The sequence below is a fragment of the Nitrosomonas ureae genome, from assembly GCF_900108305.1.
Lineage (GTDB): Bacteria > Pseudomonadota > Gammaproteobacteria > Burkholderiales > Nitrosomonadaceae > Nitrosomonas > Nitrosomonas ureae_B.
Map to the genome: position 1 here is coordinate 192,485 of NZ_FNUX01000001.1, position 13,552 is coordinate 206,036.

Annotated in this window: 14 protein-coding genes; all 14 read right to left on the reverse strand. The window is 41.6% G+C overall.

What is annotated here, in order from left to right; genetic code table 11:
- Positions 1 to 5: 5 nt before the first annotated feature.
- A complete protein-coding gene (gene coxB / locus C4S39_RS00970; protein WP_103965186.1) occupies positions 6 to 833 on the reverse strand; it encodes a cytochrome c oxidase subunit II in 828 nt (275 codons plus the stop codon).
- A gap of 579 nt (positions 834 to 1,412) precedes the next feature.
- Complete coding sequence (locus tag C4S39_RS15205; RefSeq protein ID WP_181023714.1) at positions 1,413 to 1,625, reverse strand: hypothetical protein; 213 nt, start codon at positions 1,623 to 1,625, stop codon at positions 1,413 to 1,415.
- A 144-nt stretch (positions 1,626 to 1,769) separates the two neighbouring features.
- A complete protein-coding gene (locus tag C4S39_RS15210; protein ID WP_181023715.1) occupies positions 1,770 to 2,006 on the reverse strand; it encodes a hypothetical protein in 237 nt (78 codons plus the stop codon).
- A gap of 930 nt (positions 2,007 to 2,936) precedes the next feature.
- Positions 2,937 to 3,608 (reverse strand): Bax inhibitor-1/YccA family protein, encoded by a 672-nt coding sequence (locus tag C4S39_RS00985; protein WP_103965188.1) that lies wholly within the window; start codon positions 3,606 to 3,608, stop codon positions 2,937 to 2,939.
- Positions 3,609 to 3,726: 118 nt separating this feature from the next.
- Entirely contained in the window at positions 3,727 to 4,167 is a 441-nt protein-coding gene (locus C4S39_RS00990; protein ID WP_103965281.1) for a hypothetical protein, read from the reverse strand.
- A gap of 23 nt (positions 4,168 to 4,190) precedes the next feature.
- Positions 4,191 to 5,237: a Holliday junction branch migration DNA helicase RuvB gene (ruvB, locus tag C4S39_RS00995; RefSeq protein WP_103965189.1), complete on the reverse strand. Its 1,047-nt coding sequence runs from the start codon at positions 5,235 to 5,237 to the stop codon at positions 4,191 to 4,193.
- 21 nt (positions 5,238 to 5,258) lie between these two features.
- The gene (gene ruvA / locus C4S39_RS01000; protein ID WP_103965190.1) at positions 5,259 to 5,840 is read right to left on the reverse strand and encodes a Holliday junction branch migration protein RuvA; all 582 of its coding nucleotides are present in this window, start codon (positions 5,838 to 5,840) and stop codon (positions 5,259 to 5,261) included.
- The gene (ruvC, locus tag C4S39_RS01005; RefSeq protein WP_103965191.1) at positions 5,837 to 6,355 is read right to left on the reverse strand and encodes a crossover junction endodeoxyribonuclease RuvC; all 519 of its coding nucleotides are present in this window, start codon (positions 6,353 to 6,355) and stop codon (positions 5,837 to 5,839) included. The genes ruvA and ruvC overlap by 4 nt, the downstream gene beginning before the upstream one ends.
- A gap of 24 nt (positions 6,356 to 6,379) precedes the next feature.
- Positions 6,380 to 7,108, reverse strand: coding sequence for a YebC/PmpR family DNA-binding transcriptional regulator (locus tag C4S39_RS01010; RefSeq protein WP_103965192.1), 729 nt, complete (start codon positions 7,106 to 7,108; stop codon positions 6,380 to 6,382).
- A gap of 158 nt (positions 7,109 to 7,266) precedes the next feature.
- Positions 7,267 to 9,123, reverse strand: a complete 1,857-nt coding sequence (gene glmS, locus C4S39_RS01015) for a glutamine--fructose-6-phosphate transaminase (isomerizing) (protein ID WP_103965193.1) — start codon at positions 9,121 to 9,123, stop codon at positions 7,267 to 7,269.
- Between the two features lie 61 nt (positions 9,124 to 9,184).
- The gene (gene glmU, locus C4S39_RS01020) at positions 9,185 to 10,561 is read right to left on the reverse strand and encodes a bifunctional UDP-N-acetylglucosamine diphosphorylase/glucosamine-1-phosphate N-acetyltransferase GlmU (RefSeq protein ID WP_103965194.1); all 1,377 of its coding nucleotides are present in this window, start codon (positions 10,559 to 10,561) and stop codon (positions 9,185 to 9,187) included.
- Positions 10,562 to 10,817: 256 nt separating this feature from the next.
- Positions 10,818 to 11,240 (reverse strand): F0F1 ATP synthase subunit epsilon, encoded by a 423-nt coding sequence (locus C4S39_RS01025; protein ID WP_103965282.1) that lies wholly within the window; start codon positions 11,238 to 11,240, stop codon positions 10,818 to 10,820.
- A gap of 17 nt (positions 11,241 to 11,257) precedes the next feature.
- The gene (gene atpD / locus C4S39_RS01030; protein WP_103965195.1) at positions 11,258 to 12,637 is read right to left on the reverse strand and encodes a F0F1 ATP synthase subunit beta; all 1,380 of its coding nucleotides are present in this window, start codon (positions 12,635 to 12,637) and stop codon (positions 11,258 to 11,260) included.
- A gap of 28 nt (positions 12,638 to 12,665) precedes the next feature.
- The gene (gene atpG, locus C4S39_RS01035; RefSeq protein ID WP_103965196.1) at positions 12,666 to 13,550 is read right to left on the reverse strand and encodes a F0F1 ATP synthase subunit gamma; all 885 of its coding nucleotides are present in this window, start codon (positions 13,548 to 13,550) and stop codon (positions 12,666 to 12,668) included.
- Positions 13,551 to 13,552 lie beyond the last annotated feature (2 nt).

Sequence of the window (13,552 nt, forward strand, 5' to 3'; positions counted from 1 at the left end):
TCCTTTTACTTATTTTCTACATGCATTGATGTTTTAACTGCAGATGCACTTTGCTGAGCCGCTACCCACTGAGTGTAGTCATCCGCCTCCATCACCTCTACCACAATTGGCATAAATCCATGATCTTTTCCACACAATTCAGCGCATTGACCACGATAAATTCCTGCCTTATCAGCCGTGAACCATGAATCACGAATAAAACCCGGAATAGCATCTTGCTTGACGCCTAACGCGGGCACCCACCAAGCATGAATCACATCATTGGCGGTTAGGATAACACGCACTTTCTTACCCACGGGTACTACGACGCGATTATCAACTTCCAAGAGATAGTGCTCACCCTTTGGCTCTTTATTTTCGTATTGCGCTCTAGGCGTAGATAATTTACTAAAAAAACTTATACCCTCGCCCTCTCCCTGAAGGTAATCGTACCCCCACATCCACTGATAACCCGTCGCTTTAATGGTCATATCAGGGCTTGAAGTATCTTTCATCGCAATAACTGTTTTTGTTGCCGGATACGCCATAAAAATAAGTATAAGACATGGTATTACAGTCCATACTATCTCAACCGCAGTACTATGATGAAAATTTGCTGCCTTATAGCCCAAAGATTTCCGATGCTTGAGTATTGAGTAAAACATAACACCGAACACACCAATAAAAATGACCAAGCAAATCCACATGAGCATTATATGCTGATCATAGATATCTTGTGCTATGACACTCTGCGGTTCGGGAAAATTATACTTAGATTGCTGCCCCACCGCCATGCTTGAGTACAAAGTAAAAGCGGACACCCCCGCCCAGGTTATTACTGATTTACTTCCCATATTTCCCCCACATGATTACTAATTTTACAGACTTCAGGTACAACTATGAACGCTACAAACCTGAACCATTATCTTGCTCGGCCAGCTTACGAGCCCCATACGCCACAATCTTGTTTTGTTAAAACCATATCGCGATTGACGACAATCATATTTTTTGGCCGAATTTCCTTATTATCCGCAACTTAGATTTTCTTAGTTATAGATACCTTCTACGTGCTAATTAATCAAGTAGAAATTCTAGCATGCCACTGTTGCCCAAACAAGGAAAATTCATGATTTTTATAGGAATATTCCCATGCTTATAAAATGGTATTGCTATAAAGGGACATCTAAAAACATTGCATAAGCAAAAAATTTCATCCCCATTCATAACGCAGCTTACTGCTTTTCTTATAAAAGAACTTACTCGAAAATTCAACGATCAGTTATGCGCTGCCAAGTAAAAATTCCGGTTTGAGAATGAATTAGCAGGTACGGGAAAACCCAATTTTTCTGGGCATGCTCTTTCTGTCGCCCAGCGTGCTGTTTTGACAGTAAGATTCCTCGGACAAATAAAAACCCGCGCCAAGATGAACAGATTCATGACCAGGAAGTTACTATTAATCCATGCGACAGATGTATCAGCGCACCTGTTCGAATATTGTTGATTCGATATCCATACTTTCCTTGGCCAAACTTCCCTTCAATTGGAATGCGCTCGCGATATCCCTGTCGACGCTGTGCTTTCTGACGCATCAATTCATCTTTGTTTTCAGGTGTAATAGTGAACGTCCCAGTGCAGCTTGTCGACATGCACCAACTCTTCGTCAATCAGATTCACGCTTATCTTTGCGCCAAACTCTGCTGTCTTGCTTTCCCTCTGATGAATAGGCCTGATACAGCTGATTGATACTGACAATGCGATCATTACAGCGTCTGACGTTGGCTTTGTATATCTCATAGCGTTGTCGGTATAGATGGAGCAAATATCCAGTAGCTGCGTAATAACTCACTGGGTAACGGTACGGGTGCGCCAAGTGGATATTCTGTCAACATTTCTTCAATATGCTTTAAATTTCGCTGCAAAAACTGCAATTTCTGCCTAATACCGACACGGCGTTTTTTGTTGCATGGTCGCCTCAGTTTGACCATCTTGAGGTAGGCTTTTCCGGCAATCTCGCCCGCAGTATCCAATCTCTCAGTTTTACCCGACGATTATTGGAATCAAGAATCACGCCGGGCGGTGCATCAAATCCCTCGAGAGGCAGCTGCTTCTGACTGACAGAGCGAGGCATAGCGCACAGTTTTTTTATATTAATTCAAATACTTATTTATCTATTCTACCAAAAACATGCTCTTATTAAGCTTAATCAGATGCTTATACTTTTTGAGTAAACTCTCATTAAGATTCGCCGGAACCGATTGACAGAACAAGGCAGTAAAGAAATAAGCGATAGACTCTTTTGGGTTACAGATAGAGATGAGGAAAAACTTTATGTCAGATGTTACCAAGCAACCAACGGATTAGCGGAGTCAAGCTACATCAGCAAAGGTTCATCCAGATCATTAGATTAATGGACACTCTATATTTACATTTATCATTCGATCAATAATATTGGGGCATCCATTGCTTTTTTTGTTTTTAGGACATCATTGATAATTATTACAAAACAAATTATGCCTATGAATTATTTTCAGCTTAACAGAATAAGGGATTAAGTGATGAAAGGGAAAGAGCTGAATTATCATCCAAACTCCTTAATACGTGTCTGATCCAGACTCAAGTGAAAGTGATATAAATGCATAAATAAATTATGGACAATCTGCTCCAAATACTTATGCGTATCTCATCAAACAATCAAACCAATTTAACCAGTAACAGAATAAATAGTACTATCACAACAATCGGAATAACGAAACTCATCCAATCGGAAGATGTACCTTTTGGACTATTTTTCATCATATGCCGAGTTGCTGGAAACAAGACAACAATAAACATGACTAATGCCAAAGCAGAAATAATTTGCATCCAATCCATGATTCATCCTTCTCTTTTAAATTCCTTTGTTCAAAACAAAACCCCGGCTAAACCGGGGTTTTGAGAGTTATTCTAAGATCTGGAAACTAATCGTCATTACCCATGATACCCAGTATTTGCAGCAAGCTAATGAAGATATTAAAAATTGTCATATATAAACCAATAGTAGCCAGCACGTAATTGGTCTCGCCACCATGGATGATGCGGCTCGTGTCATACAAAATAAAACCACTCATAATCATGATGACAACAGCAGATATCATCAATGACATAGCCGGTATTTGCAGAAATATATTAGCCAGGGCTGCTAGTAACACTAGCAAAAATCCCACCATCAAAAATCCACCGAGAAAGCTGAAATCCTTCCGTGTAGTCAATACATACACCGACAGTCCCATGAATATGGCTCCTGTTCCAGCAAGCGACAATGTAATAATATTTCCACCATTAGGAAGAGACGCATACATGGTTAATATCGGCCCCAGTCCAAATCCTAACAAACCAGTAATCAGAAATACAATCCCAATCCCAGCTGGCGAATTTGCAAAGCGAGGCAATACAAACATTGCAATTACCATCCCGCCAATCACTGATATTAAATAAGTCATTGGCGGCATATTCATAAACATTGATATGGCAGCAGTTAATCCGCTGAACAATAATGTTAGGGACAACAGCATATACGTATTACGCAATACTTTATTTGTTGCTATCGCAGAAGTTGATCTTTGCGAAACGGTTGATAAATTTTGATTCATTATTAAATAGCCTCCACTGTAAAATTTATAACAAACGATTCTAACGATCGATAAGACTACTATATACATAACATAGTTCAAAACACAATATCATGAATTATGCCGTATTTTTTGGATTTTACTCGTTTAAAGCTCTTGCTAAAGTAAAATTATACACAACAAAAAAACCTCCTCGCTCTATCAAAGTAATATTTAAACTAATTGGTCCCGCATCAAAATTGGCAATTCCTGAATAATTAATGCGCTTTTCTCCAACCAACGAGAATGCGCTAACAGTACGAGAAAAATTAAGCGCCTCAATGGATTGAAACCGACCGAAGCTGCGATACAAATCCATCAGCTTATCAAGTTGATCATCGCTTATGGTTTGCTTAGCTTCTGGAGCCAAATGATGCAAAAATACTTGCTTTTCCCAACTCGAAATTTCAGTTAATATTTGAGCAATAGCAGGTTCAGCACTCTTACTGTAAAAATCCTTTTCGCGGTTGGTATAAAAATACAGCATAACCACGAGTGTCAGTAATACGGCTACAATAAATCGCAATGTTTGAATTTGCATGTGTTGATAAGCAATAGAATTAATTATAAATTTCTTTCTTCCCAAAGTTCACCGCTTAATCCGCTGCTTAGTTGCGCAATACCAAAATGCTGATAAGCCGCTGTCGTTGCCATACGCCCCCTTGATGTACGCTTCAGAAATCCTTGCTGAATTAAGTAAGGCTCTAGCACATCTTCAATCGTGTCGCGCTCTTCACTAATCGCAGCAGCGAGATTGTCAACTCCGACCGGACCGCCGTCAAACTTCTCCAATACTGCTAATAACAGTTTCCGGTCCATTACATCCAATCCAATCGCATCGACATCCAACATGCTCAAAGCGGCATCCGCCACAAGACGAGTAATATGCCCATCCGCCTTCACCTGAGCATAATCACGTACCCGGCGCAGTAACCGATTAACAATTCGTGGTGTACCACGCGAACGGCGAGCAATCTCCAGTGCGCCATCAGATGAAATCTCTACTTTTAACAACCCGGCAGAACGAATAACTATTTTGCCAAGTTCTTCCGATGTATAAAACTCTAAGCGTGACACAATACCGAAACGGTCACGCAATGGATTTGTAAGCATGCCAGCGCGCGTCGTTGCACCTACCAATGTAAATGAAGGCAAGTCGAGCTTCACAGACCGAGCTGCCGGCCCCTCTCCTATCATAATATCCAATTGATAATCTTCCAGGGCTGGATAAAGAATTTCTTCCACTATCGGTGAAAGACGATGAATCTCATCGATAAACAGGACATCATTAGGTTCCAGATTAGTCAATAGAGCCGCCAAATCACCTGGACGTTCCAGTACTGGACCAGAAGTTTGTCGCAGATTAACGCCCATTTCGCTGGCGATAATATGCGCAAGTGTCGTCTTACCTAATCCGGGCGGCCCGAATAATAAAACATGATCAAGTGCCTCGCGTCGATTCCTGGCGGCCTCAATGAATATCTGCAGTTGCCCGCGAATTTTTTCCTGACCGACATACTCATTAAGTTGCTTAGGACGTAATGCTCGCTCTAATATTTCTTCTTGTGAAGACGAGGAAATAGCAGTTACAAGCCGATCGGTTTCAATCATTCATACCCTCGTGATTATTTACTATCTTTCTTTAGATAATAATTGCAACGCTTGCCGTATGCCATCGGACACCATCGCATTCGGAGAAATCTGCTTCATAGCCCAACTGGCTTCACGATCGCTATATCCCAATGATAATAATGCATTAAGAATGTCACTCTCACTGGTTGACGATAGAACCCGATCGGAACTGAGCAACGCCAAGTCCAATTTATCCCGCAACTCTAGTAATAAACGCTCCGCCGTCTTTTTCCCAATACCAGGCACTTTGACTAATTGTGCACTATCCTGAATACTCACTGCATGATGCAAATCAGCTACGCTCAAACCAGATAAAAGTGCTAATGCTGTTCTTGCGCCTATGCCAGATATTTTTATCAACTGCCGAAATGTCTGGCGCTCCGGCTCTGTCGCAAAGCCAAACAGTAAGTGCATATCTTCACGTATTACCAGGTGGGTATACAATGTAATTTCGACTCCGATTGCAGGAAGATCATAAAAAGTACTCATCGGTACATCAATTTCATAACCAACCCCCTGCACTTCCAGCAACACCTGAGGCGGGTGTTTTTCCAACAGTTTTCCGGTTAATCGCCCAATCAAACTAACCGCCCGCGCTTCATTCGATAGCCAATTGTCGCAATTTTTCCCAAGCCTAGCCCGCCATTTGCATGACAGATCGCACAAGCCAAAGCATCAGCTGCATCCGCACCTGGACTCCCACTCAACTTAAGCAATCGCACCACCATTTCTTGTACTTGATCTTTTTTTGCATGACCGTTTCCAACAACTGCTTGCTTAATTTGCAAAGCAGTATATTCAGCCACCATCAGATCATTCATTACTGCTGCACAAATCGCCGCGCCACGTGCCTGACCCAGCAATAATGTTGATTTAGGATTGATATTGACAAAAACCTGCTCTATGGAAACATGTTGTGGACGATACCGATTAATAATTTCAGATAAATTATCTAAAATCAACTTAAGACGGAACGGCAGCTCACCTTTTGAGGTTTTAACACTGCCACTGCTGACGTAGGTTAGATTGCTTCCATTCTTATCTATCACGCCAAAGCCAGTAATACATAACCCAGGATCTATGCCAAGAATGCGGATTTTCCCACCTCATGATGGCTTAACTTATTGCTCTTCAAGCACGGCTGTAGTATATACATTTTGCACATCGTCCAAATTTTCCAGCGCATCCAATAATTTCTGCATTTTTATCGCCTCATCACCCGAGAGTACTGTTTCATTTCCTGGCTTCATAGTCACTTCGGCTAATTCTGCTTTAAAACCCGCTTTCTCTAAAGCATCTTTTATATTTATGAACTCATAAGGCGCAGTAACTACTTCGATACTACCATCTTCACTACCAATCACGTCTTCAGCTCCATTCTCCAATGCTGCTTCTATAATCTCATCTTCATTTGTTCCTGGTGCAAAAATTAACTGACCACAGTGTTTGAATAGAAAACTAACGGAACCATCCGTCCCCAGGTTTCCACCATATTTGGTAAATGCATGGCGCACATCAGCCACGGTTCGAACGCGATTATCGGTCATGCAATCCACCATCACCGCAGCCCCTGCTATTCCATATCCTTCATAACGAATTTCTTCATAATCGACGCCATCCAACGCACCGCAGCCTCGTTTAATCGCACGCTCAATGTTATCTTTTGGCATATTCTGACCATATGCTTTATCCATCGCCAAACGCAGGCGCGGATTACTGTCCGGATCTCCACCGCCCATCCGCGCAGCCACTGTAATCTCCTTAATAAGTCGGGTAAATATTTTGCCGCGCTTGGCATCCTGCGCTGCTTTCTTATGCTTAATATTCGCCCACTTGCTATGGCCAGCCATTTATTAACACCCTTAACTAAAGTAAGTTGATATTACCATTCTCTATTCTGTGGATAAAGTGCCTAGCTTCGCAGCGATAAAGATAAGAACATGTTATTCAGTCCCGCGTGAAGATTCTTAGCCGCATATATTCCACTTTCTATTCATCCCAGCCAATGCTACTCAACCGTCACAGCTTTCGCAAGATTCCGCGGCTTATCAACATCAGTATCCTTCACTAAGGCCACATGATAAGCCAGTAACTGTAATGGTATGGTATGTAAGATCGGACTCAGCAAACCCGCATGCTCAGATAGGCGTATTACATGCAGATTCTCGCTTTGTGTTATTTGAGAATCTGCATCTGCAAATACATAGAGTTCACCACCCCGTGCATGCACTTCTTGCAAATTTGATTTAAGTTTACCTATCAATTGATCATTAGGCGCAATTGCTACAACAGGCATTTCATTATCAACCAAAGCCAGCGGTCCATGCTTCAACTCTCCTGCTGCATAAGCTTCGGCATGAATGTATGAAATTTCTTTAAGCTTAAGCGCTCCTTCCATCGCAATAGGGTAATGAACCCCACGCCCAAGAAATAATGCATGACGCTTCTGTGCAAAACTTTTTGCCCAAACCTTCACTTGCGGCTCGATTTGCAATGCATGCTGCAGAGCCATCGGTAAATGTCGAAGCGCCATAATCATCTGCCGCTCATTCTTAGCTGATAATTTATGACGCATTTTTGCCAATACCATTGTCAACAACAATAATGAAGCCAATTGTGCAGTAAATGCTTTCGTTGAAGCCACTCCAATCTCTGGACCTGCATGTGTGAGAAAGCACAAGTCAGCTTGCCGTATTAAGGCACTCTCCGGTACATTACAAATAGCAAGACTATATTGATGGCCTAACTTTTTAGCATAACTTATCGCCGCCAGAGTATCTGCAGTTTCACCGGACTGAGAAATACCGACCACTAAGGCAGCCTGATCTGCCATGGGGTTACGGTAACGGTATTCGCTGGCAATTTCAACATTGCAAGGAATTCCAGCCACAGTTTCCAGCCAATACCTTGCCACTAAACCTGCATGATAACTAGTTCCACAAGTCAAAATCAGAACATCCTTGGTTCCAGAAAATACTTCTTCAGCCTTGTTACCAAATAAATTGGGTGAAATTGATTTAGCATCTAAAATCATTTCTAGAGTATTAGCTACAGCGCTGGGTTGCTCGAAAATTTCTTTCTGCATGAAATGTGCATAGGGCCCCAATTCAATTGCCTCACTTGATAAATTACTTTCGTGAATAGAACGCTTCACTTCTTTCATTAAGTTCGTATTTAGACAATTGACAATACGATATCTGTCGCAGGTAAGTTCAGCCACATCGCCTTCTTCCAAATAAATCATATTTCTAGTTGCTTTTAGCAAAGCAGATGCATCAGAAGCTGCATAATTACCGCTTTCACCTAGACCCAATAATAGCGGCGCCCCATTACGTGCAACAACAATCCTTTCTGGCCGGGCTTCTTCCATAACCGCTATCGCATAAGCGCCCTGTAATTCAGCAATGGAGGCGCAAACTGCTGCTATCAAATCGCCGGTATGCTTAAGGTTAAAAGAAATTAAATGTGCAATTACTTCAGAGTCAGTATCAGAAATAAATTCAAATCCTTCTACCTGCAGGCGTTTTCGCATTGCTTCATGGTTCTCAATTATCCCATTGTGCGTAATGGCTATTCGTGCAAGAGATTCTGATATTTTGGAAAAATGAGGGTGTGCATTACGCTCGGAAGGATCTCCATGCGTCGCCCAGCGAGTATGTGCAATACCGGCGAAACCTTGTATATTCTTTTCATGGGCAAGCTTTTGTAACTCGGCTACACGGCCTGTTGTGCGCAATCTTTGCAGACCATTACAAGTCACCACGAGACCAGCGGAATCATACCCTCGGTATTCTAAATGTAATAATCCACCCAACAACATTGGAACAATATTATTATTTGCTACTGCACCCACTATCCCACACATATCGCATTTTCCTGCTGCTCAGGCTGACAAAAAAACTACTTAGATAGTAGAAAATACCATTCTATTTTTTGATTTTTGGAGGGCGCTTCCATCCACTAACGCTGATCTGCTTGGATCTGGATAAAGTAAGTTGATTCTCGGGTGTTTCTTTTGTAATCGTTGATCCAGCACCAATTGTTGAACCTTTTGATATCTTAACCGGCGCAACAAGTTGCGTATCCGATCCAATAAATACATCATCCTCGACAATGGTAGTGTGTTTGTTAGCACCATCGTAATTACAAGTAATTGTTCCAGCACCGATATTGACATTTTTCCCTACGCATGAATCGCCAATATAACTTAAATGGTTTGCTTTGCTCTCCACGCCAATCTGGCTATTTTTAACTTCAACGAAATTACCGATCTGTACTTTACTGGAAAGTCTAGTTCCAGGTCGGATGCGAGCATAAGGGCCTATCTTGCAATTTTCACTAATTTCCGCCCCCTCTATCATGCTATATGGATGAATAATACTCCCGGCCGCTACTGTTACGTTCCTGAGTATGCAATGAGCGCCTACCCGCACAAAATTGCCTAGCTTTACAGTTCCTTCAAAAATACAATTAATATCAATCTCAACATCGGATTCACAGATGAGTTCACCCCGTATATCAATTCGTGCGGGATCAATTAAACTAACCCCTGCACTCAATAACTCATTGGCACAATGTCTCTGAAATAATCTTTCAAGTTCTGCCAATTGGTATTTATTATTAACACCCATTACTTCCCAGAAATTCTTAACCTGCGAGGTTGCCACATGCACACCATCTTTAACAGCCATCGCAATAATATCTGTTAAGTAATATTCATGTTGAGTATTTTTATTTCTTATCTTAGGTAACCATTTGTGTAAATACACATTGGGTATAAGCATAATACCCGTGTTAATTTCATGTATATCTTGCTGTTCAGCGCTAGCATCTTTTTGTTCAACAATTGCAGTAATTGCCCTGGTATCTACATCACGCACAATTCTGCCATAGCCAAAAGGATTTTCTACGATTGTGGATAACACAGCACAGCTTTTCCCATCTACCACGATCAATAATAATTGGCACAACTCTTGCTCGCTGATTAATGGAACATCCCCATAAAGAACAAGCGTCAAACCATCATCATCAAGCTGAGACAATGCTTGCGTTAACGCATGCCCGGTACCCAATTGTTGCTCCTGTATTACCCACGTCAAATCATCTCCGATGATTGATTGTTTTATTTTTTCTCCACCATGACCAATAACCACACAAATTTTATTAGGCGATAGCTTTCGGGCCGTATTGATAACATGCGTGAGCAGGGGCCGACCTGCCAAAGTATGCAATACTTTTGGAAGAGAAGAATACATACGCTTTCCAGCGCCTGCTGCGAGAATTACTACATTAAGCTTCAACATAATTATGAACGATTTTAAAATAAATATTGCAATCTAATTGAATGAAATAGCTTTTGTAAATTAGCTGATTGCTCATTTTAAATATTTTCCACTTTACTTTAGAAAGAAGACACAAAAAAGGCGACATATGTCGCCTTTTTTGTGTCTTCTTTCTAAAGTAAATATACCACAAGCAAATTGAATAACAATTGCACTCCTCGATTCACTTTTATTCAGTCACTTTTCAACAAAAAATGAAAATCGATCTATATATCAACTAATGCCTGCGTTTTCTTAGTTTATCTATTGCAGCAAGCTGTGCCATTGCTTCTATCAATTCAGCCTGTGCTTTGACATAATCTAATTCTGACTCTTTATTTTTCATAGCTTCCTCAGCAGCTCGTTTTACTTCAAGCGCTTTGGCTTCATCAAGATCGTGGCTTCGCACAGCGGTATCAGCTAATATTGTAACAATATCCGGCTGAACCTCCAGCATGCCTCCAGATACATATATTAGCTCTTCTTCCTTTAATTGAGCTTTTATACGCACCATTCCAGATTTTATTTTTGTCAACATCGGTGTGTGCCGTGGATAGATTCCCACCTCGCCCATCTGAGCCGGAGCGACCATAAACTCTACAGGTCCAGAATAAATTGACTCTTCAGCACTAACTATATCAAGATGAAAAATGGTACCCATCATTATTTTCTCTGAAATTATTGAAGTGTTTTGGCTTTCTCGATTGCCTCTTCGATATTGCCAACCATATAAAATGCTTGCTCAGGAAGATCGTCGTATTCACCCTCAACAATGCCTTTAAAACCTTTAATAGTATCTTTTAAGGATACATATTTTCCTGGTGAACCGGTAAACACTTCTGCAACATTGAATGGTTGAGATAAAAATCGCTGAATCTTACGAGCTCGACTTACAGCTAATTTATCTTCAGGAGACAGTTCATCCATGCCTAAAATAGCAATAATATCCCTCAATTCTTTATAGCGCTGCAAGGTCTGCTGCACCGAACGCGCAGTGTTATAATGCTCCTCCCCTACAACTTGCGGGTCAAGTTGACGTGAGGTTGAATCAAGCGGATCCACAGCTGGATAAATACCTAAGGAAGCAATATCACGCGACAACACTACAGTAGCATCCAGATGACCAAAAGTGGTTGCAGGCGAAGGATCGGTTAAATCGTCAGCTGGTACATACACAGCTTGAATTGATGTAATTGATCCAGTTTTAGTTGATGTAATACGCTCTTGCAATCGTCCCATTTCTTCCGCGAGTGTTGGTTGGTATCCAACCGCTGATGGCATACGTCCAAGCAAAGCGGAAACTTCTGTTCCAGCCAAGGTATAGCGATATATATTATCTACAAAAAAAAGCACATCACGACCTTCATCACGGAACGATTCAGCCATTGTCAGACCAGTTAACGCAACACGCAAGCGATTCCCAGGCGGCTCGTTCATTTGTCCATAAACAAGCGCCACCTTATCAAGTACCTTAGATTCTTTCATCTCATGGTAAAAATCATTTCCCTCACGAGTACGCTCTCCCACACCTGCGAATACTGAATATCCGCTGTGCTCAATCGCGATGTTACGAATCAATTCCATCATATTGACGGTTTTTCCAACGCCGGCACCACCGAATAAACCAACTTTTCCACCTTTAGCAAAAGGGCAAATCAAGTCTATCACTTTGATACCGGTTTCCAGCAATTCCGTCGATGCCGCAAGTTCATCAAAAGCAGGAGCTTCACGATGTATCGACATATGCTGTTCAGCACCAATATCCCCCATCTCATCGATTGGGCGACCCAGAACATCCATAATGCGTCCTAGCGTTTTGGTCCCAACGGGAACATTAATTTGTTTTCCGCTGTTTTGAACTATCATTCCACGACGCAAACCATCTGAAGAGCCAAGAGCAATCGTGCGAACCACACCATCACCCAGATGCTGTTGGACTTCGAGCGTAAGCTCGGAATCCTCCATTACTAGTGCATCATAAACTCTTGGAAGAGATTCACGTGAAAACTCCACATCAATCACCGCACCGATACACTGAACAATTTTTCCTTGATTCATCGTTGTTCCCTAAACTAATACAAAATTTTTAAACAGCTGCAGCGCCTCCGACAATCTCAGACAATTCCTTCGTGATCGCTGCTTGCCTTGATTTGTTATAAATCAATGTCAATTCATCAATAACGTTACCGGCATTGTCGGAAGCAGCCTTCATCGCCACCATTCTTGCTGATTGCTCTGATGCCATATTCTCAGCAACAGCCTGATATATCAATGCCTCAACGTACCGAACCATAACATCATCAATGACCGACTTCGCTTCTGGCTCATAGATATAATCCCATGACGTTTTCTGCTTTTCATCGCTCCCAGCTTCGCTCTGCATAAGCTCATCAGTTAAAGGCAGCAGTTGCTCCATAACTGGTTGTTGCTTCATGGTATTGATAAAACGATTATAAAAAATATATACTTGATCAAACTTATCATGTGTATAACCGTCCAACACCACTTTAACCGCGCCAATGAGTCTAGTAATATCTGGTGTATCACCAAGTCCCACAACTTGAGACGTGATATTCGCACCAATCCGGCTCATAAAACCTAATCCTTTGTTACCAATACAACAAACCTCAATCTGCTCCCCCTCATTATTCCATAGCTTCATTTGACTCAGAGTCTTGCGCAAAACGTTAGTATTCAATCCGCCACATAACCCTTTGTCTGAGGTTACGACAATAATGCCAATCCTTTTGACGGTATCCCGCTCGATCAAGAATGGATGTCTATACTCAGTATTCGCCCGACTCATATGCGCAGCTACATTGCGTATTTTTTCTCCATAGGGGCGCGCCTTCTTCATACGATCTTGAGCCTTACGCATTTTTGATGCCGCAACCATCTCCATGGCACGCGTTATTTTTTGCGTATTTTTTACACTCTTTATTTTATTGCGTATTTCTCTGCTACCGGCCATTT

Bases quoted from the DNA above. Each gene is read 5' to 3' on its own strand.
- coxB (WP_103965186.1), bottom strand. From the start codon at position 833: ATGGGAAGTAAATCAGTAATAACCTGGGCGGGGGTGTCCGCTTTTACT.
- C4S39_RS15205 (WP_181023714.1), bottom strand. From the start codon at position 1,625: ATGTCGACAAGCTGCACTGGGACGTTCACTATTACACCTGAAAACAAA.
- C4S39_RS00985 (WP_103965188.1), bottom strand. From the start codon at position 3,608: ATGAATCAAAATTTATCAACCGTTTCGCAAAGATCAACTTCTGCGATA.
- C4S39_RS00990 (WP_103965281.1), bottom strand. From the start codon at position 4,167: ATGCAAATTCAAACATTGCGATTTATTGTAGCCGTATTACTGACACTC.
- ruvB (WP_103965189.1), bottom strand. From the start codon at position 5,237: ATGATTGAAACCGATCGGCTTGTAACTGCTATTTCCTCGTCTTCACAA.
- C4S39_RS01010 (WP_103965192.1), bottom strand. From the start codon at position 7,108: ATGGCTGGCCATAGCAAGTGGGCGAATATTAAGCATAAGAAAGCAGCG.
- glmS (WP_103965193.1), bottom strand. From the start codon at position 9,123: ATGTGTGGGATAGTGGGTGCAGTAGCAAATAATAATATTGTTCCAATG.
- glmU (WP_103965194.1), bottom strand. From the start codon at position 10,561: ATGTTGAAGCTTAATGTAGTAATTCTCGCAGCAGGCGCTGGAAAGCGT.
- C4S39_RS01025 (WP_103965282.1), bottom strand. From the start codon at position 11,240: ATGGGTACCATTTTTCATCTTGATATAGTTAGTGCTGAAGAGTCAATT.
- atpD (WP_103965195.1), bottom strand. From the start codon at position 12,637: ATGAATCAAGGAAAAATTGTTCAGTGTATCGGTGCGGTGATTGATGTG.
- atpG (WP_103965196.1), bottom strand. From the start codon at position 13,550: ATGGCCGGTAGCAGAGAAATACGCAATAAAATAAAGAGTGTAAAAAAT.